Annotated in this window: 17 protein-coding genes and 1 pseudogene; 5 read left to right on the plus strand and 13 right to left on the minus strand. The window is 56.5% G+C overall.

Annotation, left to right across the window (positions count from 1 at the left end; translation table 11 throughout):
• The 3 genes from ACRESD_RS06590 to ACRESD_RS06600 form a co-directional block, all read right to left on the minus strand.
• Positions 1-2,350, minus strand: a 2,350-nt coding sequence (locus ACRESD_RS06590; RefSeq protein ID WP_431750192.1) for an efflux RND transporter permease subunit, incomplete at its 3' end; no start/stop codon positions are given.
• 8 nt (positions 2,351-2,358) lie between these two features.
• A complete protein-coding gene (locus tag ACRESD_RS06595; protein ID WP_431750193.1) occupies positions 2,359-4,005 on the minus strand; it encodes a DUF1302 domain-containing protein in 1,647 nt (548 codons plus the stop codon).
• A gap of 21 nt (positions 4,006-4,026) precedes the next feature.
• Entirely contained in the window at positions 4,027-5,451 is a 1,425-nt protein-coding gene (locus tag ACRESD_RS06600; RefSeq protein ID WP_431750194.1) for a DUF1329 domain-containing protein, read from the minus strand.
• Positions 5,452-5,855: 404 nt separating this feature from the next.
• Between ACRESD_RS06600 and ACRESD_RS06605 the strand changes: the two genes are divergently transcribed.
• On the plus strand, positions 5,856-6,437 hold the full coding sequence (locus ACRESD_RS06605) for a TetR/AcrR family transcriptional regulator (RefSeq protein WP_431750195.1): 582 nt from the start codon (positions 5,856-5,858) through the stop codon (positions 6,435-6,437).
• Positions 6,438-6,446: 9 nt separating this feature from the next.
• Here ACRESD_RS06605 and ACRESD_RS06610 read toward each other — a convergent pair whose 3' ends face one another.
• Complete coding sequence (locus ACRESD_RS06610) at positions 6,447-7,229, minus strand: SDR family NAD(P)-dependent oxidoreductase (RefSeq protein WP_431750207.1); 783 nt, start codon at positions 7,227-7,229, stop codon at positions 6,447-6,449.
• 144 nt (positions 7,230-7,373) lie between these two features.
• Entirely contained in the window at positions 7,374-9,485 is a 2,112-nt protein-coding gene (locus tag ACRESD_RS06615; RefSeq protein ID WP_431750196.1) for a 3-hydroxyacyl-CoA dehydrogenase NAD-binding domain-containing protein, read from the minus strand.
• A gap of 530 nt (positions 9,486-10,015) precedes the next feature.
• On the opposite strand from ACRESD_RS06615, the gene ACRESD_RS06620 reads away from it, so the two are divergent.
• The gene (locus ACRESD_RS06620; protein WP_431750197.1) at positions 10,016-10,579 is read left to right on the plus strand and encodes a TetR/AcrR family transcriptional regulator; all 564 of its coding nucleotides are present in this window, start codon (positions 10,016-10,018) and stop codon (positions 10,577-10,579) included.
• A gap of 98 nt (positions 10,580-10,677) precedes the next feature.
• On the opposite strand, the gene ACRESD_RS06625 is transcribed toward ACRESD_RS06620, so the two are convergent.
• The 3 genes from ACRESD_RS06625 to ACRESD_RS06635 are packed head-to-tail and all read right to left on the minus strand — an operon-like array spanning position 10,678 to position 16,408.
• Positions 10,678-12,087, minus strand: a complete 1,410-nt coding sequence (locus ACRESD_RS06625; RefSeq protein WP_431750198.1) for an efflux transporter outer membrane subunit — start codon at positions 12,085-12,087, stop codon at positions 10,678-10,680.
• A gap of 4 nt (positions 12,088-12,091) precedes the next feature.
• Complete coding sequence (locus tag ACRESD_RS06630) at positions 12,092-15,223, minus strand: multidrug efflux RND transporter permease subunit (protein ID WP_431750199.1); 3,132 nt, start codon at positions 15,221-15,223, stop codon at positions 12,092-12,094.
• A 27-nt stretch (positions 15,224-15,250) separates the two neighbouring features.
• Positions 15,251-16,408 carry a MexC family multidrug efflux RND transporter periplasmic adaptor subunit gene (locus tag ACRESD_RS06635; RefSeq protein WP_431750200.1) on the minus strand — a complete coding sequence of 386 codons (1,158 nt, stop codon included), beginning with the start codon at positions 16,406-16,408 and terminating at the stop codon, positions 15,251-15,253.
• A 119-nt stretch (positions 16,409-16,527) separates the two neighbouring features.
• Between ACRESD_RS06635 and ACRESD_RS06640 the strand changes: the two genes are divergently transcribed.
• The 3 genes from ACRESD_RS06640 to ACRESD_RS06650 all read left to right on the plus strand — a co-directional run bounded on the left by ACRESD_RS06640 (position 16,528) and on the right by ACRESD_RS06650 (position 19,501).
• A complete protein-coding gene (locus ACRESD_RS06640; protein ID WP_431750208.1) occupies positions 16,528-17,139 on the plus strand; it encodes a TetR/AcrR family transcriptional regulator in 612 nt (203 codons plus the stop codon).
• 302 nt (positions 17,140-17,441) lie between these two features.
• Complete coding sequence (qhpR, locus tag ACRESD_RS06645; RefSeq protein WP_431750201.1) at positions 17,442-18,443, plus strand: AraC-like transcriptional regulator QhpR; 1,002 nt, start codon at positions 17,442-17,444, stop codon at positions 18,441-18,443.
• 5 nt (positions 18,444-18,448) lie between these two features.
• Positions 18,449-19,501, plus strand: a complete 1,053-nt coding sequence (locus ACRESD_RS06650) for an AraC family transcriptional regulator ligand-binding domain-containing protein (protein WP_431750202.1) — start codon at positions 18,449-18,451, stop codon at positions 19,499-19,501.
• Between the two features lie 270 nt (positions 19,502-19,771).
• Here the strand turns inward: ACRESD_RS06650 and ACRESD_RS06655 are convergent, their stop codons facing one another.
• From ACRESD_RS06655 to ACRESD_RS06675, 5 genes and pseudogenes are all read right to left on the minus strand, one after another.
• Positions 19,772-20,425 carry a LysE family translocator gene (locus ACRESD_RS06655; RefSeq protein ID WP_431750203.1) on the minus strand — a complete coding sequence of 218 codons (654 nt, stop codon included), beginning with the start codon at positions 20,423-20,425 and terminating at the stop codon, positions 19,772-19,774.
• 141 nt (positions 20,426-20,566) lie between these two features.
• On the minus strand, positions 20,567-20,998 hold the full coding sequence (locus ACRESD_RS06660) for a bleomycin resistance protein (RefSeq protein WP_431750204.1): 432 nt from the start codon (positions 20,996-20,998) through the stop codon (positions 20,567-20,569).
• 158 nt (positions 20,999-21,156) lie between these two features.
• Positions 21,157-21,603: a GNAT family N-acetyltransferase gene (locus ACRESD_RS06665; protein WP_431750205.1), complete on the minus strand. Its 447-nt coding sequence runs from the start codon at positions 21,601-21,603 to the stop codon at positions 21,157-21,159.
• Positions 21,600-22,091 carry an HIT family protein gene (locus ACRESD_RS06670; RefSeq protein WP_431750206.1) on the minus strand — a complete coding sequence of 164 codons (492 nt, stop codon included), beginning with the start codon at positions 22,089-22,091 and terminating at the stop codon, positions 21,600-21,602. The genes ACRESD_RS06665 and ACRESD_RS06670 overlap by 4 nt, the downstream gene beginning before the upstream one ends.
• A 97-nt stretch (positions 22,092-22,188) precedes the next feature.
• Positions 22,189-22,647 (minus strand): annotated as a pseudogene (locus ACRESD_RS06675) (DNA-binding protein); the annotation flags it as partial.

Consider the following 22,647-nt stretch of genomic DNA (forward strand, 5'->3'; position numbering starts at 1 on the left):
CCGCAAAGGCCGGCAAAACAGTCATAGCCATGACCATATTGACCATAAACATGAAGGCGAGCAGCTTGCCCATGTCCGCCTGAAACTTGAGTTCGGAGAACGACCATGTAGCGACACCGATCGCCAGAGTAACGGCGGTGAAGATGGTCGCGACTCCGACCTCAAGCAATGCATGCTCGATGGCTTTGACAATAGGTTGGCCGTTGGCCTGGTGCAGTTGCAGGCGGTTATAGATATAGAAGGCGTAATCGACTCCAATCCCTACCGCAAGCACCATGACTGGCAGGGTGGCGATGGTCAGTCCGATTTGAAGTTCTTTCATGAACCAATAGCCGATAAACGTACCCAGCGTCAGCGGAAGGCAGCACACCAGCACCGCGCGCCAGTCGCGATAGACTGCAAACACCAATAAAGCAATGGCGCCATAGACATACAGCATCATTGGCAACTCGCTCTTTTCCACCTCCTCGTTTATCGCAGCGATTACCCCGGCATTACCTGATGCAAGGCGTACGATCACTCCTGGCTCAGTGAAACCGGCACGAAACGCCTTGACGCTGGCGATGACTCTTTGGATGGTCGTGGCTTTATGGTCTGCGAGAAATAGATGCACTGCTGTCATGCTGCAATCGGGGCGCATCATGCCAGGAATGCGGGCTACCTCGGCCGCCATCGACGAGTAGTTCGCCGGGTCGATGGGCACCGCGTTCATTTTTGGATTGCCCTCGTTATAGCCCTCGTTGAACTGACGCATGCTGTTGGAAAATGATGTCACCGACAGCACCCCGGGCACACCTTGCATCGCCCATACAAAGCGATCCTGATATTGGCCTAGGGCGACATCCTCACAGGCGTTCGTCGGGCCAGTAGCGGATGAGCCTGGTGCGTCCTCGAAGACCACACTTAGCCAATCCAGGCCGAGATCGTAGTTACTGGCAATAGCCACCGCATCGCGATTGAAGCGAGCGTCCTCGCGTAACTCTGGTGCTCCGGCCTGTAGAGAGCCGACGACGCGATCATGGCTCTTCCATGCCGCTGTCACAAAAATCAACAGGGCCATGCCAAGCACCCAACGTACGTTGTGCCATTCCGTCAGTCGGGCAAATCCTTGTAGCCATCGGGCACGACGATTTCGAGAAATTTCTTCAGCTGCGGCGTACCCTTCGTCAACCCGTAGCATCGAAGCCACTACCGGCAGCACCACCAGGTTGGTGACGATCTTGAAACCAACCCCGAGTGACGCTGTGATGGCCAGTTCTCTAACCATCGGAATCGGTATCAGCAGCAGAGTCACGAATGATACGAGCGCAGTCACCAGTGCGAGCGTTCCGGGAATCAGCAGACTACTGAAACTGGCCCTCGCTGCGCCCTCGACTGACTTGCCGCAAGCGATTTCACGGATGATGAAGTTAATTTGCTGCACGCCATGTGACACCCCAATGGCAAACACCAGAAAAGGCACCAATACCGCCAAGGGATCAAGCCCGTAGCCGAGTAAGCGCAACGCTCCGAATTGCCAGATCAGCGATACCAACGAACATCCAACCGCCAGCAAGGTGAATCGCAACGAATGGCAGTACCAGTAAACGGCAGCAGCCGTCAGCAGCAACGCCAGGAGGCAGAAGTGGATAACCGCCGAAGCGCCTTCGGCGATATCCCCGATCTGCTTGGCGAAACCGATAATTTGGATATCGAAGTTCGCGTCCTCGAATTGGCCTCTGATCTTCTGCTCCAGCACCTTGTTGTAAGCGACGTAATCGAGCCGCTCACCGTTGATATCAAACTCGTTGAGATCAACGGTGATCATGGCGCTGCTTTGATCACGCGCAACAAGCGTACCGATAAAGCCGCCCTGAGCCGTGGAATCGGCAATTTTCGCAATGCTGGCATCGTCGAGCGTTTCAGGCGTTACTGTGCCAGGCACCAGCGGGTCGGCACGAAAGCCTTCTTCAGTGATTTCGTTGACGAACGCATTGGGCGTCCATAACGAGCGAACGCTGCTGCGCGATACGTTTGGCAGAAAAATCAGAGCCTGAGTTACGTCATAAAGACGCGTGAGTCCTGCCTTGGTCCAGATCGTACCCTGGCGAGCCCTGACCACCACCGTGAGCCGGTTTGCGCCGAGCAAGTCGTTGCGATACGTCTCGAAGGTTTCGATGTACTCGTGACCAATGGGCAGCTGTTTTTCAAATCCGGCTTCCATGCGTAACTGCACCGCAAACCAGGCCATGCCCACGGTAAACACGGCCAGGCTTAACAACGTCAGCAGTCGGTGAGAAAACAACCACTGCTCGATGCGCGGCAACACGCCGCGCACATTGGTTTCCTTTATTTTCAGGGAACTGTTCACGGCGAGCCTCACAGGGTTCGGGAAACCACAAGGCCGACGTAATCACGATCACGCAGCAGTTGATCGTAAGGGGTCTTGCCGCCCATGAATTTCGCGTAGTTGGCCGAGATCTGCCAGCTCGCAGGATTGCGCACGAAGTTGAGGTACAGGTTCATGCTGCTGGCATCTTCGGTGAATGTCGCTGACAGATTGGGCGTGCGCCCCTTGATGGATCGCGAATAGAACACTCCCGGCGTCACCTGCCAGCCAGGGATCAGCGTGTTGTCATAGGTCAGGCTGAAATCGAGGCTGATGCCGGAAGAGGTTTTGTTACCCTTGGCACTCGGCGGGGTGGCCGGATCCAGTTGCCAGGTATTGAGCCCGGCGGCAATTGGTTCGCCGGCGTACTCGTTATGCAAGCCCGGGTATTTCACGACCACGAGTTCGCTTAACAGCGTGCCAGTGCTGGCACCGGTGAAGTCGAGTAATGTCGGCGAGTTGGACGGCGTCATGCTGTAAATGCCGGTCAGGTGCCATTGCAGTTTCTTTTCGTCCTTCCAGCATTTGCCACCGTTGCTGGCACAAGCGTCGATGACCGGGTTGAGCGGTACTGCGTCCTTGGGACGGTATGACAGTTCTGTACCAACCGCCCAGTCGCCGACCGGCATATTGGCACTGATGCCGTACATCATGCGGTCCTCCGGATACTCCCATGTTTGCGCCAAAGCGAATGTATCCGGGTCCAGCACCTGCATCGTCAGTGACGGCAGCTTGTCGTGATAACGCATCACATACAGGCCGAGGTTGAGATCGGTGTTGTCTGGCTGCCAGCGCAGCGAAACACCCCATTGTCCGCCGTTGCGTGCGTCTTTCTCGTCGTAACCGTAGGCACCTCTGCCCTCACCCAGCGCATGAGTGGTGGACCAGTAACTGCCCACGGGTGGCAGCTCGCTTTTGTTCCAGTTGAACTGCCAGTACGCCTCGATGTTGACGCCGGCGCCAAGCCCCGACGCGAGGCTCAACATCGGCGCCGGCAGCAGGGCTTCCTTAAGCTGGGTGCCAGGTCGGGACAACGCCATGACATCGTAGGCGTTGGTGTTGTTGATCCCGCCGGCCGCGAACAAACTCTCGCCCCAGTTGATTACCTGATTGCCCAGCCGAGCGCGGACACGCTGGTCACCGACATCGAAGCTTTTGCTAACCCACAAATCGAGCAGACGAGCTTTGAACTCCAGATCATCCCGTGCGCTGCTGGTGAGCCCATCGCTGCCGACGCCTTCAGGCCGATTAGCCGATAACGCACCGGTGGTGTCAGTCGCGGCAAAATCACGGATCCAGCTGCCGCGTGCCATGAACGTGTAGTCCTCGGGAAATTTCAACACCAGTTCATGAGTGCCTTTTATGTAGTTGGTAAACAGGTCGCCCCGATCGTAATTCAGGTCGCCCTGATCACCGATGTTGGCGCTAGGGGCCAGACAGCCACTGGGAGGGTTGTGGCCGCTTGGACTGCTGGTGATGAGATTGCAGCCACGAGATTCGGTCCGCAGCCCCATGCCCACAGCGAGGGTGGAATCGAATGAGCCTCGAATATTTTCGGTTTCAAACGTGAACGCCATGGCAAATGGCGTTGCACACGCGATGACAAGACCTGAGGTTTTACTGATTATTTTTTTCATGTCTGTTCCCGAAAGCCGCTGTTAGCGTTCGCTGATAGCGCGTAGGTTGTCGGAGGTGTAGAAGTCGCGTTTCAGGCGGGGATTGTTGGCGCCGTCGGTGAGCCAGCGGTGGTCATTCTTGCCGGTACCAATGGAGGTCATGTCGTACAGGTAGCGACCGTCAACAAGGTTGTATTGCGCTTGGGCTTCCATGTCGCAGGTACCGGTCTCGTAGACCGGAATCGTGTAGCCCTCACGGACTTTCCAGATTTGTCCTTGTTTGTCGTAGTCCACCGCCATCAGCGCGTTCCAGCTGTCCTCGTCGATGTAGAACAGACGCTTCGGTGCCTGATGACGCATTCCTTGGCGAACAGTGGCCTCGACCACCCAGACGCGGTGCAATTCATAGCGACGTGACTCAGGAGCGATAAAGTCGCGCTTGGCCACATCTTCAATCTTCGCTGAGTTGTCATAGGCCCCGAACGAGTTGTAGGGCACCAGCATTTCCTGCTTGCCAACGAGTTTCCAGTCGAAGCGATCCATTGGGCCAAAGAACACGTTGGACTCATCGATGGTGTACTGATTGTCCAGACCGATTTGCGGTGCGTCGTAGGAGTACGCCGGCATGCGGCGGACCCGGCGCTGGCCTGGAAAGTAATAGAACGTGGTGGCTTGCTCGCCAGCTTTGGTCGTTACGACCCCGGCTTGGCCGGCAAGCGCTGCAGGATCGGAGTAGTTGAAGTAGGTCGCGACTTCCAGGCGATCGAATGAGGAAAACAGAGCGCTGCCCTTCACTCCCCATGGGGTATACATGAACCAATCGGTAGAGGTTCGCAGCCAGTCCTCACTTCCTTTACGTGGCGATAGTCCCGAAACCGTTTTCGACATATCGAAGCCCACACCGCGATACCGCATTTTCATGTTCCACATGACCTCGGCACCCGAGGTCGGAAGCGGAAATGGAATGCCGGGAACATAGGCTTCCTGTAGTGCCAAACCTTCGCTGTCGAGCTTGGCGAAACCGACATTTTTCTTCGTGTTTTCCGCGACAAAATCCGGCACGCCGCAGCTGCGCCGCGTTGGATATACATCCATCCGGTAACCCGGGATTTTCTTGAACATTTCCACCTGACCAGGTGAAAGCTTATCTGCATATTTTGCGACGTTGGCTGAGTCGATGCTGAACAGCGGTTTGTCATCCTTGAACTTCCACTGCTGTCCTCGCACCTGGCCATGGCTCCAACCGCCTCCTTGGGGTCCAGGTGACGTCCAGGCGGGAATGACACCGTCAGCGCTCGCAGCCGCCTCGCCTCCCAGCGGGGTTAGTTTGGTACCGAGCAACGCAGGATCCTTGTCTGCGGCCTGCGCCGTAAAGATGAGGGCTGATGCGGCGACGACCGCGACCAGATGTCTAAGTACGACGCCTGTGGAGGCATGGTTATTGGGGCGCTTAATCACTGTGTTCATTGAAGGATCCTCATGGGCCTTGATCAGCAGCGTGGCCGCTCTGAGAGCGGTAACACGGTGCTTGCGCTAACCTAATCAACTGACTTGATCAATTGACCAAGTCGTTTGACCAAAGCAAGGCGAATGCCAAGGATCGAGGCGTTGGAATTAGTTGTTTTTTATCAATCGATTACGAGTTAGCGGGGAAAGCTCGATCGAATGGTCCTGTAATAAACGTTTCCAACTGTTTCATCGGATCGCACCAAATCGTGAATTAACGAAACACTCGTTACCAATAATGGTGCAACAGCCTTAGAGCTCCTTTTCGACCATGACGTTTGGCGATTCGTTGCTGTAGCATCCGCTGACGTCGACACCGCCCTTACTGTGATGAGGGCGCCAGAAATATTGGAGATTGCTGATCTATGGCCAGAATGGGCGCTGATTTACGCAGACAGGATTTTGTCGAAGCGACGATCAAAGTGATCGCCGAGCACGGTGTCGCCAATGCCACGACCCGACGTATTGCCGCGGCGGCCGGTTGTCCGTTGGCATCGTTGCATTACGTATTTCACACCAAGAACGACCTCTTCTATGCCGTCTATGAATCGCTGTTCAACCTGCCCCATCAGGCGCTTGAACATGTACCTGCCGGAACAACTGCGGCCGAGACGACCGCCGAAATCCTGCGACAGTTGATCACCTGGTTCGTCGATCATCCGGATGCGGCCAAGGCACAAACTGAGTTGTTTTTCTGGGCACTGCGCAACGACGCCGAAATGGCGAACAAGATCTACTCCGTGGCCATAGAGGCAACGGAGCAGGCGTTAGAACGAGCCATGGGGGCCGAGCTGGAAGAGGCGTTTTTAAAGGCTGTGAGTCGTCTTCTGATCCATCTAGTCGATGGGTTGACTATCGCGTGGTCCACCCACGGCGACCTGCAAAGGTTGAAAGCCGAAACCGAAACGGCTTGCAAGGCGCTGGCCCTGCTGGTGGCCAGTCAATGAGCCTAATCATCACATGCTGCTGACCAGATGGCCGCCATCCACGGCCAGCACGCTTCCGGTCATGAATGCACCGGCATCGCTCGCCAGCAGCAAAAAGGGTCCAGTCAGTTCGTGCAACTGGCCCAATCGACGCATCGGCACCACATCACGGATGTAGCTGTTACCCTTATCGCCTTCAAAAAAGGCTTCGCTCATTTCGGTCTTGAAGTAGCCCGGTGCGATAGCGTTGACTCGGATGTTGTACCGTGCCAACTCCAACGCCAACGACTTGGTCAACTGAACTACCCCAGCTTTTGCGGCGCTGTAATGGCTATAGCCTGTGCTCACGCGCAGTCCAAGTATCGAAGCTACATTGACGATGCTGCCGCCACGTCCGGCCTTGGCTAACCGCTGAGCAGCAACCTGGGCCACACGCCAGACACCGTCCAGATTGGTTGACAACATCGTACGCCACTGTTCCTCACTGATCTCCAGCGGACGCTGGCCGTTTCCGATTCCAGCGTTGTTCAGTACTACGTCGACCACGCCAAAATGTACTTCAGCCGCATCGAATGCAGCCTCGACACTGGTCCTATCAGTCACGTCGAGTTCGACTGAAAGCGCCTGGCCGCAATCCCATCGAATGTCCTTAGCTACTTGCGCAAGCCTCTCGACACGCCGTGCAGTCAGCACGACCCGGGCGCCGGCACGAGCAGCGATCCGCGCAAGGTGCGCTCCAATACCGCTGGAGGCGCCGGTGATCAAGACTGTACGGCCGGCGAGAGAAAAGTTCTGGGCGAAATCGTGAGTCATCAGTAAACCTCGAAATGAGTGACGGTAAATCTTGCGCTTGCGCGTTTTACGGACAGACAGGCCCCCGTTTTCCGGGGGGGGGCAAGAATGAGATTGATGCGTGGTTGCTCTCATGACTCACCCTCCTCCGGAGAAAGAGGATTTTCAGATTTTTTCGATGCGGGACCTGCCGGAGGCGACTAGACGTTCCAGCAGGGCTGCCGGGCGAAACCACATTTCGCCGTATTCACCAAGGGTGTGGCGATAGTGGTGTATTCGGCTGAGCACCATGTCCAGACCCAGCTGTTCCGCGTAATGCATCGGGCCACCGAGATGGGCAGGGAAGCCGTAGCCGTTGATCCATACAAGATCAATATCACTGGCACGCAGGGCGATACCTTCATCCAGCAATTGAATACCTTCATTGATCATCGCGAACAGGCAGCGATCGTGAATCTCAAGGTCTTCGATGCAGCGGCGGGAAACGTCGTGTTCACGCGCAAGCTGCACGGCCAGTGTGATGACTTCCTGATCCTCTGTACGACTACGTCCCTTGTAAAGATAAAAGCCACGTCCGGTTTTTTGACCAAACCGCCCCAACGTATACAGCTTTTCGGCGAGACAGCAGTAACTTTGGTCATGGGATATGGCCTCCCGATTGGCGTCGCGCATCAGAAAGCTCACATCGATACCCGCCAGATCCAGCATGCTGAACACCCCCATGTTCAAGTCCAGACTGGTAAGCACGGCATCAACCTGGGCCGGCGTCGCACCTTCCAGTACCAAGCGGTGAGCTTCGCGGGCATAGGGTTCGAGCATGCGATTGCCTATGGAGCCGACACCGTTACCGGTCAGGACCGGAAGTTTGCCGATACGTCTAGCGACGTCCATAACACTCGCTACCACATCCGCTGCCGTGGCCGGACAACGCACAATTTCCACCAGGCGCATGACGTTGGCCGGACTGAAAAAATGCATGCCTATAACATCTTGTGGGCGAGAAACCGTCTTCGCGAGTGCGTCGATATCTAGCGAAGAAGTGTTGGTGGCCAGGATGGCTTCTGGCTTGCAGACCTTCTCCAGAGCGAGGAACACCTGTTGCTTGCTCTCCATCTTCTCGCAGACCGCCTCAATGACCAGATCGGCATCTGAGAGGTCTGCATAGTCGAGCGTGCCGAACAACAGATCCATCCGTTCCTGAACTTTTACGGAGCTCAGCTTTCCGCGTTTGACGCTAAGCTTATAGTTTTCGCGAACTCGTTTAAGACCACGGTCCAGCGTGCGGGCATCTCGATCCAGCAGCGCCACAGGAATGCCCACATCGGCAAAGCTCATCGCGATGCCTCCACCCAAGGTGCCGGCACCGATGACGGCAACTTTGTTGATTTCGCGCGGCGAATCGACAGGCTTGATCCGAGGAGCCCGGTGTGCCTTCCGTTCTGCGAAAAACACATGGCGCAACGCTTTTGACTGACGTGACGCTTCTGCTTGCTTGAACAAGTTCAGTTCACGCACTAATCCGTCCTCCATCGGCAGCAGGCAGGCAGCCTCGAGCGCAGAAAGCACCAGTCGCGGTGCTAGTCGGCTTTTCCAACGAGGCTCATGCTCCACGCGATAACGCACCAGGAAGTCATCGGGCAAATCCTCGGTTGGGTTTGGCCAGGCTTCGACTGGCCGGGCAGGAGCACAACAGTCGATCAGTTCATTGGCATAAGCCCGCGCCTCCTCGAGCAAGTCTTCGGTACTGGAGGAGACTCGGTCGAGGATGCCGAGCATCCGAGCACGCTCGGCATCAATCTGTTCACCTGAAAGAATTAGATTCAAGGCGGACTCGATGCCTATCAGTCTGGGCAGGCGTTGCGTTCCACCAGCGCCTGGCATTAGACCAAGATTGATTTCCGACAGCCCTACCCGGGCACTTGGCGCTCCAATCCGGTAACCGCAAGCTAGGGCCAGCTCCAGCCCTCCTCCTAATGCCAGCTTACCAATCGCGGCAACCAATGGTTTATGAATGGCGCTCAGGCGAGCCAGGATGCCAGGCAGGTCGGGCTCGGCGAAGCAGGCTTCGGTTCCGAATTCCTTGATGTCTGCGCCAGCACTGAACAACCCTTGCGAGCCATAGAGAATGACGACACTCACAGCAATATCAGCTGCTGCACGCTCGCAAGCGTCCATGAGGGCTACACGCAGGGACTGGTCGAGCGCATTGACCGGCGCACGATTCAGACCAATCAACGCGAGGCCGTCTTCGACACGGTATTGGATCAAGTCACACATTGGGTGTCTCTTACTGGCATCTTCAGGGTGTTGAGATGGGGTGATCAATAGTCGGAAATCGTCGACTTATTGAAGGTTGCGAAAGACTTCACCGATGCTTGCAACGGGATAATCGGGGTGCGGACGCACTGTCATATTCGAGCTCACTGGGCTGATAACACCGTACGAGCCCATCGAGTAGAAGCAATGAATGGAGTAGATGGCGATGGAAACGAGAGTCACAGCCAGGCAGGAAAAAAGTATCGGGCGCATCGAGAACCTCCGTCATCTGGCAGGAGCCAAATGCAGTGTCTTTTGTTATTGAAGGGTTCGATTTTGGATAACGACCGATGCAAAAGCTTGGCAAATCACGCCATGTATTTTGCAGTTAATGACGCTCAAGACGTCCGTGACCCGTTAAGTATGACGGTGGGAAACTGAGTAAAATCTGTCTCATATGAAGTAATTTGCTCGAAATCTGCAGTTTTCGTTGCAGTAATGAGCTTTTCCTGCACAATTCCCCATGTTGAAATTCGATCCGAGACCGACAGATGTCCCTGACTCCCCAAGACGAACGACTCATCAAAGCGTTGGCTTTGGCCATCGTTGATCGCCCGCGGGCGACACTTAAGGAGCTGGCTGAGGCCGCAGGCGTGAGCAAGGCGACTCTGCATCGTTTTTGCGGCACCCGTGACAACTTGGTGCAAATGATGGAAAGCCACGGTGAGACGGTGCTGAACCAGATCACCACCACAACCGACCTGTTGCATGGTGAGCCAGTGCAGGCGCTGCACAGTCTGATCAATGAGCATTTAGCGCATCGTGAAATGATGGTTTTCCTGCTCTTTCAATATCGTCCCGACACTTTTCCGGTCAATGGAGAAGGCGAGCGTTGGCAAACTTATGCTGATGCACTCGATGCTTTTTTTCTGCGCGGCCAGCAACTGGGCGCCTTTCGCATCGATATCACAGCAGCAGTCTTTTCCGAACTGTTCCTGACCATGATCTTCGGCATGGTCGATGCGGAGCGCCGTGGACGCGCGGCCAGCGCCAACTCGGCGAATGTGCTGGAGCAGATGTTCCTGCACGGCGCCGCCAACGCAAAATCCCAATAACCCTCACTCTGTCCTCCTGCAAAAAAAGCCCCGTGACCTTTCGGTCTACGGGGCAAAAAAGGTTGGATGCGCCAACCCAAAGGAGCTCTTGCCAGGATTTATCTGGCGTTTGCTTGTGGTGACCAACCTCCACCCAACGAACGGAACAAATCAACCAAGGCTATCTGCCGTTGCGTGCTGACCTCGATAAAGGCCGTTTCGTTGACGAAGCTGGTCCGCTGAGCGTCGAGATAACGCAAGTGGCTGTCGATGCCACCTTCATAACGCGCCTTGGCCAGTTTCAGGGTTTCGCTACTGGCGTTGGCCGATGCGCGTCGCGCCGCTTCTTCCCGGCGCAGGGTGTCGGTGGCGGCCAACGCATCGGCGACCTCGCGAAACGCCGTCTGAATCGTGCCTTCATACGCCGCAACCGCTGAGTCCTTGCGCGCTTCCGCCAGACTCAATCCCGCACTGTTGCGACCGGCATCGAACAACGGTAGCGATAGGTTCGGCACAAAACCCCAGGATCGCGAGCCACCGTCAAACAAACCGGACATTTGCGCGCTGGACGTACCAAAACTTCCGGTAAGACTGATGCGCGGAAAGAACGCCGCCCGTGCCGCCCCAATGTCGGCATTGCGTGCCTGTAGTCGATGCTCGGCAGCGAGAATGTCCGGTCGACGCTCGATCAGCGCCGATGAGGTATCAGGTGCGATGTCTTGAACCAGCATCGGCTCCGCAGATAATTTGTCGGATATCGATTTCGCCGCGTCCTTGGTGCCGAGCAACAACACCAGCGCATTGAAAGCCTGCTGTTTCTGCCGCAGATTGCTTTCCTGTTCGGCGCGCGATTGCTCCACCAGTCCCAATGCTTCCTGGTAGTCCAGCGCCGTCGCTGTTCCGTTCGAACAACGCTGGCTGATCAGTGCGAACGAGTACTCGCGGCTGATCAGTGTTTGCTGGGTCAGATCCAGACGACGCTGGGCACCATCGTGAATCAGATAGGCCTGACTGACTTCGGCAACCAGAGCGATCTGCGCAGCACGGGCAGCTTCTTCGGTAGCCAGATACTCCTGTAACGCAGAGTCGCTGAGGCTTTTCACCCGACCAAACAAATCCAGCTCGTATTCAGGCAGCGACAGACCGACCTGGTAGTTGCTGGCAACCCCGGCCCGGCCATCGCTGGCCAAATCCGCCGGCAAACGCTGACGATTGCTGGAGGCGTTGGCACTCAATCCCGGAACCCGATCCGCCCGCTGAATGCGGTATTGCGCCCGGGCCTGCTCGATGTCCAGAAGCGTCTGGCGTAGTGAGCGGTTGTTATCCAGCGCGATCACCACCAGCTGGCGCAGCTCGGGGTCGACAATGAAGGTTTGCCACGCCAACTGGTTGATCGGACTGCCCTGCTTCGTCGACTGACCTGCCCAGGTATCCGCAATCGGCGCAACAGGACGCTCATAAGTCGGTGCCATCGAGCAACCACCCAACAGCATGGCGATCACCAGCGTAGAAAGTGCTGAAATACGCATGGAATCACTCCTGAGCCAAAGCGGGTTGTTCGATAGGCGCGGGTTTGCTGCGCAACCGCGACAGCACCCAGACAAAACAGATCGGTACGAACAGCACACCCAGCAGCGTCGCGCTGAGCATCCCGCCGATCACACCGGTACCGATCGCACGCTGACTTGCCGCCCCTGCCCCGGTTGCCAGTGCCAGCGGTACCACACCGAGAATGAACGCCATGGAGGTCATGACAATCGGCCGGAAACGCAGGCGTGCAGCCTCGATGGCGGCGTCGCGCAGGCTGTAGCCCTTCTCCCACAGTTCCTTGGCGAACTCGACGATGAGGATCGCGTTCTTCGCCGCCAGACCGATGATGGTGATAAGCCCCACCTTGAAGTACACGTCGTTAGGCATCCCGGCGACCATCACCGCGAGCACCGCACCGATGGCACCGATCGGCACGATCAGCATCACCGTCAACGGAATCGCCCAACTTTCATACAGCGCGACCAGCAGCAGGAACACCACCAGGATCGCCAGCGCGAAGAGTTGCGTCGCCTGACCGCTGGAGACCTTTTCCTGATACGACAGCCCCGTCCACTCGTAGCTGAAACCTGCCGGCAATTGCGCGGCGATTCGCTCCATTTCCGCCATAGCTTCACCAGTGCTGTAACCCGGTCCGGCGTCACCGACGATGCGGATCGATGGGTAACCGTTGTAACGCACCACTTGCACCGGGCCTTCCTCCCAGTGAGTGGTGACGAAGGCACTCAGCGGCACCAGATCTCCCGCGCTGTTGTGCACGAACAGCTTAAGTATGCTTTCCGGAGTCATCCGATCGCCCTGCTCCGCCTGCACCACGACCCGCTGCTGGCGGCCAGAGTTGGTGAAGTCGTTGATCACTTCAGAACCGAACGCGGCGGACAACGCACTGCTGATCGACTCGAAACTCACACCCATGGTGCGTGCCTTGTCACGGTCGATCACTACTCGCAATTGCGGCGACTCGGCGAGGCCTTCCATCATGGCGTAGAGGATTTTCGGGTTGCCGTTGGCCTGACCAAGCACCTGGTCGCGGGCGGCGAGCAAGGCTTTACGGCCCAGGCCGGCACGATCCTGCAGACGCAACGCAAAACCGCCGGAGTTGCCCAGGCCATCAATCGGTGGCGGCGGCACCGCCATCACGGCGCCGTCGTTGGTCACGGCAAATTGTTCGTTCAACGCCATGACTTCTGCCATGGCCGATTGATCTTCACCACGCTGCGACCAGTCCTTGAACACCGGGAACGCCAGTGCCGCGTTATCACCCATCCCGGAAAAGCTGAAGCCCGACACCAGGAAGGTCGACTGCACGGCGTCACGGGAGGCGAGATAGCGCTCCAGTTGTTCACCAGTGGCTTCGGTACGAGTCCGGGTTGCGCCCGGCGGCAACTGGACGTCGACGATCATGTAGCCCTGGTCTTCCACGGGCACAAACGACTCCGGCAAACGCAGGTAGAAGTAACCGAGCAGCGCGATAATACCGACGTACACCAGCATCATCCGGCCGGCACGCGCGACCAGCCCGCTGTTCAGGATCGAGTAACGCTCGGTGAGCCGGGCGAAACCACGGTTGAAGGCGCCGAAGAACCCGCGCTTTTCATGGTGTCCTTGCGGAATCGGCTTGAGCAATGTGGCGCACAGCGCCGGCGTGAACGTCAGCGCCAGGAAGCCCGAGAACAGGATCGACACCGCCAGCGATACCGAGAATTGCTGATAGATCACACCCACCGAACCGGACATGAAGGCCAATGGCATGAACACGGCCGACAGCACCAGGGTGATGCCGATGATCGCACCGGATACCTGCCCCATGGCCTTGATTGTGGCGTCGACCGGTGACAGCCCCTCCTCCGCCATGAGCCGTTCGACGTTCTCCACCACCACGATGGCATCATCGACCAGAATGCCGATCGCGAGCACCATGCCGAACATGGTCATCATGTTCACCGAGAAGCCCAGCAGGTACATCATCATCAATGTGCCCAGCAGGCACACCGGCACCACAATCGACGGGATCAACGTGTAACGGACGTTCTGCAGGAACAGGAACATCACCAGGAATACCAGCACCATCGCCTCGATCAGGGTATGGATCACCTTCTCGATGGCGACATCGACGAACCGCGATGTGTCGTAGGGAACGGAATACTCCACGTCGTCCGGGAAGTACGCCGACAGTTCGGCCAGGCGTTCCTTGACGGCCGTTGCGGTCTGGATTGCGTTGGCACCGGGCGACAACTGGATCGCCGCGGCCACGGCTGGTTTGCCGTTCAGACGCGAGTTGAAGTTGTAACTCTCTTGGCCGATTTCCACGCGGGCAACGTCACCCAGCTTGACCGTCGAGCCGTCCTCGTTGGCGCGCAGAACGATGCGTGCGAATTCTTCCGGATTATCCAGCGTGCCTTTCACTGCCAGCGTGGCGGTCAGTTCCTGTTGGCTGCTGGTTGGCGTGCTGCCGAAACTGCCGGCCGGCACCTGCACGTTCTGCCCACGAATGGCGGTGCTCACGTCGTCGATGGACAGCCCATAACCCACCAGTTTCTGCGGGTCGAGCCAGATGCGCATCGCGGCTTCAGAGGAGAAGAATTGCAGCTTGCCGACGCCCGGCACCCGACGTAGTTCGTTGTTGATGTTGCGCGCGGCGTAGTCGCCCAGCGCAGTCGTGTCGGTGTGTTGGCTGCCTTCCTGATAGTTGAGCGCATAGATCAGCAGGAAACCGGCACTGGCCTGCTCCACCTCCAGACCTTGGGTGAGAACCGCTTGTGGCATACGCGACTCAGCCTTTTTGAGGCGGTTTTGCACATCAACCTGAGCAAGCTGCGGATCAGTCCCCGGCTGGAACGTCACCGCAATTTCGGCGATGCCGTTGGAGTTGTTGGTCGACTCGAAATACAGCAGGTTCTTGGCACCGTTGAGTGACTCTTCGATCACGCTGGTGACCGAATCCACCAGCACTTTCGCCGAGGCTCCGGGGTAAGTCGCCGTCACCTTGATCTGTGGCGGCGCAACGTCGGGATACTGCGCTACTGGCAGCATCGGAATGACCAGCAGGCCGGCCAGAGAGATGAACAGTGCCACGACCCAGGCAAAGTTCGGGCGCTTGATGAAAAACTTGGACATCGGGAAATCCTCGCGGCGACGGCGCCCTTAATGTTTCGACTCAGGCGACTCAGCCTGGGCGTGGGGCTGACCGGGCACGACCTTGGCGCCTGGCTGCAGGCCGCTCAGGCCGCTGACAATCACTTGATCACCGGCCTTTAGCCCTTCACTGATCTGCCAGCGCGAACCCTGCATGGCACCGGTGACCACATTGCGTGATTCGACCCTATCGTCCGCACCGACCACCAACACCAGGGCGCCGCCATCGCTGCCGCGTTGCACCGAACGTTGCGGCACGAGGATGGCTTGATTATCGGTGCCCTGAGGCGTACGAACCCGCACGAACATGCCCGGCAACAGCACGCCGTCGGTATTGGTGAACTTGCCGCGCAAGGACACCTGGCCGGTAGCACGATCGACTGCGACGTCGGTAAACATCAGTGCGCCCTGACGCTCGTAAGCGGTGCCGTCGACGCGAATCGACAACGCTTTGTTGTCGTCGGCAGAAAGTTTTCCGTCCTTGAGCGATTCACGCAGACGCAGTGCGTCGGCAGCCGACTGGGTGAAGTCGACATATACTGGATCCAGTTGCTGAATCCGCGCCATCAACGTCGCATCCCCCTGCCCAACCAAGGCCCCTTCCGTGACCAGTGCACGGCCGACGCGACCGGAAATCGGCGCCGTCACCGAGGTATAACCGAGGTTCAACCGCGCACTTTGCAGATCGGCCTGGGCCGAACGTGTGGCTGCCTGAGCGCTGCGCAGATCAGCCATGGCGCTGTCGAAATCTTGTTGGCTGACCGCCTCGATTTTCACCAAGGGTTCATAGCGCTTGACCCGTGCCTGGGCCTCAAGCGCAACGGACTGAGTGCGGGCCAGCTCGCCTTCGGCCCGCGATAACGCTGCTTTGAGCGGTGCCGGGTCGATCTGGAACAACAGGTCCCCCGCCTTGACGTCAGCGCCCTCTTCAAACCGCTTCTGCATCACGATACCGGGCACACGAGCACGCACCTCGGCGATGCGCATCGGTTCCACCCTGCCAGGCAGCTCCGACGTCAGCGCCAAAAGTTCCGTTTTTACCGCCAGCACTTCTACTGGGCGCGCCACTTCGGCGACGCTTCCCGTTTCATACGCCGGTCCACATCCGGCCAGCGCAATGGCTGCTGCCAGCGAGCCCGCCATCCTTACTGCACGCAAATTGCCCATAACTCACCCAAGGCTTGATTGAATTTGGTGCGAATGCTACTTTCCAAACCCTAATGAGTCAACAATGTCTCATGTGAGATTTTTGTTAACCTTGTATGAACATCGCTTGAGGCTTGGTGATGAACCCGACTTCGCATGAAGAACACCTGCTCAAATCGTTGACTTTGGCGGTCGTCAACCGGCCGCGGGCAACAATGAAAGAACTGGCGCAATTGGCAGGCGTGAGCAAGGCGACCCTGCACCGTTACTGCGGAACACGGGAAAACCTAGGGCTCCGACTGGAAAAATACGCTGAAGGTACGCTCAATCGAATTGTCCGCAGCGCTGGTTTGCAGCACCTGCAGCCGCTGGACACGCTGCGTCGATTGATCCGCGAGCACCTCGCCCATCGCGAACTGCTGGCTTTTCTGATGGTGCAATACCGGCCTGACTTCCTCGACTTCGAACGGGGTGACACACGCTGGCAGTTTTATCTGGAAGCGCTGGACGGGTTCTTTCTTAGGGGACAGCAAACAGGGTTGTTCCGCATAGACATCACCGCAGCGATCTTTACTGAGCTGTTCATCACGCTGGTCTACGGGTTGGTGGATGCCGAACATCGCGGGCGTGCAGCCAACGCCGACTCGGCACGAACGATTGAGCAGATGTTTCTGCATGGCGCGTTGTCTGGTGGCGAGTTCAGCGAGCACGCCTCCGTGCAGAAAAGAATGCTTCAGTCCTCAGAAATGTGAGAAGGCATCGCTGATGCTGGCAACTGGTGGGTGATTGGAATGATGAACAATAGTGTGGTTGGCGGGATGAGGCTGAAAATACAAAGCACCCGAAATCAGAGCGATCACCAGCATAGCGAACAAGAACCGACGCATCGAACACCTCCATCGTCCAGTCTTGGCCCGGACGTAGATCTTTTGTTATTGGTGCTTCAAGTCTGGTCTCGGGAGATAAGCGAAAGCTTTGCAAAACGCGCCAGAAATTTTGCAAATCGTGCCAGAGCTTCTCGTGCCAAAAGCTGTTTCTCAATCGGAGGGCTCAAATGATGTCCACTGTCCGTGGTTCCGCTCTGCTGGGATTCCAAGAGTTCGCAGCCAGTCAGGGCATCGATCCTGATTCGGCGCTAACTGAGATTGGTCTGCCCGAATACCCGCTGGATGCTCAACTATCCGGGGCACAATTCAACGCTTTGGTTGAGTTATGTGCGGCGCGCTCGAGCAATCCCCTGTTTGGCTTACAGTTTGGCTTGTGCCAAGGCACGCAAAGTCTTGGCACCCTGCTGTACGCCATGCGCAGTGCAGCCAATGTGGGCGAAGCGCTGAACCTGCTGACACGTTATTTCCATATACATAGTGACGGCGCGCTAGTACGCCTTGAGCGCCAGGCCAACAGTGCACTGCTTTTGTACGACGTCACTGACGGAACGTTGGTCTCGGTACGTCAGACGGTGGAATTGGCGATGGGAATTGCAGCTTGCTTGCTCCGTGAACTGCTGGGACATGCCTGGAAGCCGAAGAGTTTGATGTTGCGCCATTGCGCTCCGAACAACCGTATGGCCTACCGCGCTCTTCTGGGCATACCTCCACGCTTTGACAGCCCCGTCAATGCTTGGGTTTTTGATGAGTCATTGCTGGCGATACCTCTGGGCGCGACGAATGTCAGGTGTCAGCAGTTGGCCCAGCAACACATCGACGAGCTCGCACGCGTAACGCTGCAAGAATTACCGTCCTACGTGCAAAATCGACTGCGCAATGAACTTGTCCATGGCCCAGTCACGCTCCGCGACATGGCCGACTACATGATGATCAGCCCTCGCACCTTGCAACGTTACCTTTCGGCAGAAGGCACACGATTTCAGGAGTTGCTGGACGAAACGCGCCAGGCGATGGCCGTGCGCTACCTCTGCGACTCATCGATCAGCCTGACGCAGATGGCAAGTCTGTTGGGTTACGCTGATCTGAGCAGTTTTTCCCGGGCTTTCGCTCGCTGGAATGGCGTCAGCCCGCAAAAGTGGAAACAACGCACGCAACACACTCATCGGTAAACGACATGGATTCCAATCCGTTCATTCGTGCACTCAGCCTGACGGGGTTTGATCAATTCGCTCGGCGTCAGGGGCTAGACCCGAACCAGATGATGCGACTGGCCTCTATGCCTGTGGCATCACTAATTCGCCCGGAAGATATTCTGTCCTTCCGGCACTATTGCGGCTTGCTGGAGATATGCCGTCAGCGCTCGAATAACTCGTTGTTCGGTCTGGAGTTCGGGCTTTATCAAGGTATCGACGTCTTCGGCGACATTTTTATCCTGATTCACAATGCCCGAACAATCGGCGATGCCTTGCTCGAGTTGCGTGCCAACTTCGCGCTCTATAACGGAGCAGCGCACATTGATCTCGAGGTTGCCGACGGCGTCGCGTTGTTTGGTTACCGGGCTGACGATACGGCGATCCGCGGACTGCCTCAGGCCGAAGAACTCGCGTGTGGTGTCGGTCTGCAACTGATGCGAACCTTGGTCGGGAACCTATGGCAACCCAGAGCGGTAATGTTTCGTCATGTCCCCCTTGCAGATGAGGGGGGCTATCGGCAGGCGCTGGGTATAAAGCCGACCTTCTCTGCAGCACATTCTGGTTTGCTATTTGATGAATGTGTCTTGGCGCAGCCGCTGGATTGCGCCAGCGAAACCTTGCATCAACTCATTGCTGGACATCTCTCAGGAATGGAACGCTTGTCTGCAGACGCGATGCCCGGTTACGTCAGGCAATTGCTGCGCAACTTGTTACCCAGCGGACGTGCGACGATCGACAGAGTGGCCGATTGTATGGCAGTCAATCCGCGTACCTTGCAGCGCCACCTGGCTCAAGAAAATACATCATTTCAGCAATTGTTGGATAAGACGCGGCAGCATATGGTGCTCAACTATCTGCAAGCACCGACAATCAGTCTGACGCAAGTAGCACATCTGCTGGGTTACGCCGATGTCAGTACATTCTCGCGGGCTTTTCATCGCTGGTTTGGCGTGTCTGTGCTGGAGTGGTGTAGGCAATCCGGGGTGAGCAGGCAGCCATTGTTACTTCGGAATCGAGTGAAAGAGCGACCTTGAACGTATTCATCAAGACTTACACTCGAACTGGTTCGTTCTAGATGTCGGCTTTTACAACAAACTGAATTGCAGTGGATAGCAGCGTTTGGCCAAAGGCTCACGTTCGTGACTGGCAGCAATCGGCCAGAAGCGGGCGGTCGCGAGAAAGGGCTCGCTCCTCTTCATAAATGTCGAAGCTCTATAAAATTCCACCTTCGCTGAAGGAACGCTTGTTCCGACGCCAGACTCGAACGAAGCGCTGGCAGACCACTGACGTCATGCGACCTCAATTCAGGCACTCGATCTCTTAGTAAAAGCAAGCGCTCCCGCCATCAAGAGCATCATCGAACCTGACACCCGCTGGACCAAGCTAAGCCGCTTAACGGTGGGCGTCCCGACCACTGCAAGCTTTCCGAGGATGGAATACAGACTGGCCGTGCCCCACTCAACCATGCTGTAAATGAGCCCTAAGATCGCCATCTGTGTTGAGTAGCTCGTTTCGCTGCTTTGTACAACGAACTGAGGGAGCAGTGCGCTGAACAGCAAAACAGCCTTGGGGTTTCCCAAGGCGACCAAGAAATCTTTTCTCGCCTGGATGAACGTATTGGCTCTGCCGCCCGTAGGTGAGTGAATACTGGACGTGGTGTTGGCCTGTGAAGCGGGAGACGACCGGAGCATTCCAATGCCAATCCAGAGTAGATAAGCCACTCCCACCCACTTTATGGTCAGGAAGGCAACCTCAGAAGCTTCGAGTAATCGGCCAAGACCGGCAACCACCAGCCCGATCATCAATGCGTAAGCGAGACACCGTCCGAGCACCGCGTAAACGGCTACTTTGATACCCCAACGAGCGCCATTCTCAAACGAAAGAAGATTATTTGCGCCTGGAACGCAGGCAATAACCACGGCGGCGGGCAAAAAAGTTAAAACCTGCTGTAAGTCCATGCGTAACTCTCAATAGTCAAAGCTTACATTCTCGCCGCAATAAGAGGTGGAACCAAGCGTAGGACGTCGGCTTCTGGCCGGTTGCGGCCTGTCACGAAGGGCAGCCACTGACCCAAAGCAGACGGTCGGCTTGGCTCGGATTCACATTGAGCAAGCAGGTCGCTCACCCAATCGCTCTACCAACCTTACAAGATAACCGTCGGGATCCTGGACGATGAATTCGCGCTGGCCTACCTCTACATTGTCAGCCCGATACCAGGTGTCTTTGCATTCTCGATAGAGTGCACATCCAGCCTGATCAAGTTTTTGGATGATGGGTGCGACAGCCTCAACATCAATCTGTAGGTTGATGCCTCTTCCAAATGGCTTGGCCAACGACGCGGTCAGCCATTGACCCGCGGCCGAATCAACCTGTTCGAGCATTATTTGAGCACCCTTCAAATCAATGTATGCAAATCCATCTTCCAGGCGTTGATAAGCTACTTTGAACCCCAGAAGAGAAACCCAAAAAGCCAGGCTGCTATCCAGGTTGGTGACCATTAACTCCGGTACCAGTTTGTTACGTTCGAACATGAGATGACTTCCATTTCAAAAGGCTAATTCTTGCAGGCGAGCGGATTCTGCACTTATGGCTTCGATGCCACGACGGGATCGTGGCGAGCATGATGCATGGTCGGGCGGGAATTAACGAGTCGCGTTGGGTGACAGCTTCGTGGCCGAAAGCCGCCTCATCAGGCGTTGACCAGTTCCATGATGTGAGTGGCATGGATATCTTTTATTCGGATGAAGCCGCAGCGCAGGTAAAACGTGTCGCCTCCTGAAGTATCGGTGGAAAGACGCACCTGCCTAAAGTGAAGAACAGCCTGTGCAACCAACACTTTTACCAGCGCCTGACCCACGTATTGATTCCTTGCCGCAGGTGCCACGTACACCCGCCGTAGCCTTGCGATACCGGGCTTATTATAGGGATCAACTGATAGGCCTCCGATTCCTATCAGGTGCTGGTCCGAATACGCTGCCATGAGGCATTCACCGGGTGCATCGAAGCGATTCTTTCCAGAGTGCCACTCCGAAATCAGGCGCGTAAGAAACCTGAAACCTTCTGCAACCGCCTCTTTCTCCAAGGTCAGAACTTCCGCCGGCAGGTGCGTAATCTGTTGAATTTCGATCAGTCTCATTCATCGTCCCTGATTCGTGAGCGCAGAGTTGCAATGACGTGATCAATGGTTGGGCCTTCTATCATGGGAGGATCAGGACGCTCACAAAACTCTCGCCAAACAAAGAACATCAGTTCTGCGCCGTCGGTCTGGGGCACGCTACTCTCGAGAGAGCCAAAATTTTGCAGGACTCTGTACCTGTCGTCCCTCCAGAACAATGCCTCGACCCAGTGGTAAATCGGGACGAAATGAAAGTGGATGGAGTGCCCCGCGTCATGACCGAAACGGCCGATGTAAAGCCGTTTTGGTTGCAGGTGCGCTTCGATGGATGCCTGGATTCTCGCCTGCAATGCTCCCAACTCCGCCAGCGCTTCGGTCGATAGCGCCGCCAATGAGTTTGTCATTTCTTTCGCGCTGAGCATCAGGTAACCAGGCAGCGCACTGTCCATGCGATGGTTAATCACCCAATAGGGAGATTCATGAATGATGAAGCGAGGCGATATATCCATATTTTGCCCTTGAGTGAAGTCCGGTGGAGGGTAGCACTTCAGGCAAAATGAAATGTCAGCTATTGGCCGATAGCCGCCATTCGAAGGTGGAGATACATCAGGTCTTAGGATGACTTAAAGCAGAGCTTTTTCTAACTCTTGGCTTGCGCTTCATCCCGGACAACTGGCGCATATGATTCAGCTGCTGCTCCAAGGTTTCAGCCCGAGCCAACTGCGCCGCGGCACGTTGCTGCGCCTGGCTGAGCTCACTCTGAGACGACTCCAGCTTGCGTTGCAAGTCATCATTCTTCCGGCCGGCTGCTTTTAACTGGGTTACTACAGCCTTACCCTCCTCTCGAGCGCGATCAATCTCGCGGTGTGCCCGATCCTCAACTCCGCGCAGATAGCTTTCCTGATTAGCTCGCTCCTGCTCGTTTTTGAATCGCAACGCCTGGAGATCCTGCTGAAGTACCTGACTTTGCTGCTGAACCTCATGGCGTTCGAGCAGTAGTCCGTCACGTTGCTGCTGCAACTCCTCGATTTGCGCCTGCCGTTGTACCAGCAGCAACTCCATGTC

This window comes from Pseudomonas sp. (genome assembly GCF_050739995.1).
Lineage (GTDB): Bacteria > Pseudomonadota > Gammaproteobacteria > Pseudomonadales > Pseudomonadaceae > Aquipseudomonas.

Bases quoted from the DNA above. Each gene is read 5' to 3' on its own strand.
- ACRESD_RS06650 (WP_431750202.1), top strand. From the start codon at position 18,449: ATGGATTCCAATCCGTTCATTCGTGCACTCAGCCTGACGGGGTTTGAT.
- ACRESD_RS06600 (WP_431750194.1), bottom strand. From the start codon at position 5,451: ATGAACACAGTGATTAAGCGCCCCAATAACCATGCCTCCACAGGCGTC.
- ACRESD_RS06625 (WP_431750198.1), bottom strand. From the start codon at position 12,087: ATGCGTATTTCAGCACTTTCTACGCTGGTGATCGCCATGCTGTTGGGT.
- ACRESD_RS06670 (WP_431750206.1), bottom strand. From the start codon at position 22,091: ATGGATATATCGCCTCGCTTCATCATTCATGAATCTCCCTATTGGGTG.
- qhpR (WP_431750201.1), top strand. From the start codon at position 17,442: ATGATGTCCACTGTCCGTGGTTCCGCTCTGCTGGGATTCCAAGAGTTC.
- ACRESD_RS06660 (WP_431750204.1), bottom strand. From the start codon at position 20,998: ATGTTCGAACGTAACAAACTGGTACCGGAGTTAATGGTCACCAACCTG.
- ACRESD_RS06635 (WP_431750200.1), bottom strand. From the start codon at position 16,408: ATGGGCAATTTGCGTGCAGTAAGGATGGCGGGCTCGCTGGCAGCAGCC.
- ACRESD_RS06620 (WP_431750197.1), top strand. From the start codon at position 10,016: ATGTCCCTGACTCCCCAAGACGAACGACTCATCAAAGCGTTGGCTTTG.
- ACRESD_RS06655 (WP_431750203.1), bottom strand. From the start codon at position 20,425: ATGGACTTACAGCAGGTTTTAACTTTTTTGCCCGCCGCCGTGGTTATT.
- ACRESD_RS06615 (WP_431750196.1), bottom strand. From the start codon at position 9,485: ATGTGTGACTTGATCCAATACCGTGTCGAAGACGGCCTCGCGTTGATT.
- ACRESD_RS06630 (WP_431750199.1), bottom strand. From the start codon at position 15,223: ATGTCCAAGTTTTTCATCAAGCGCCCGAACTTTGCCTGGGTCGTGGCA.
- ACRESD_RS06595 (WP_431750193.1), bottom strand. From the start codon at position 4,005: ATGAAAAAAATAATCAGTAAAACCTCAGGTCTTGTCATCGCGTGTGCA.
- ACRESD_RS06610 (WP_431750207.1), bottom strand. From the start codon at position 7,229: ATGACTCACGATTTCGCCCAGAACTTTTCTCTCGCCGGCCGTACAGTC.
- ACRESD_RS06665 (WP_431750205.1), bottom strand. From the start codon at position 21,603: ATGAGACTGATCGAAATTCAACAGATTACGCACCTGCCGGCGGAAGTT.
- ACRESD_RS06605 (WP_431750195.1), top strand. From the start codon at position 5,856: ATGGCCAGAATGGGCGCTGATTTACGCAGACAGGATTTTGTCGAAGCG.
- ACRESD_RS06640 (WP_431750208.1), top strand. From the start codon at position 16,528: ATGAACCCGACTTCGCATGAAGAACACCTGCTCAAATCGTTGACTTTG.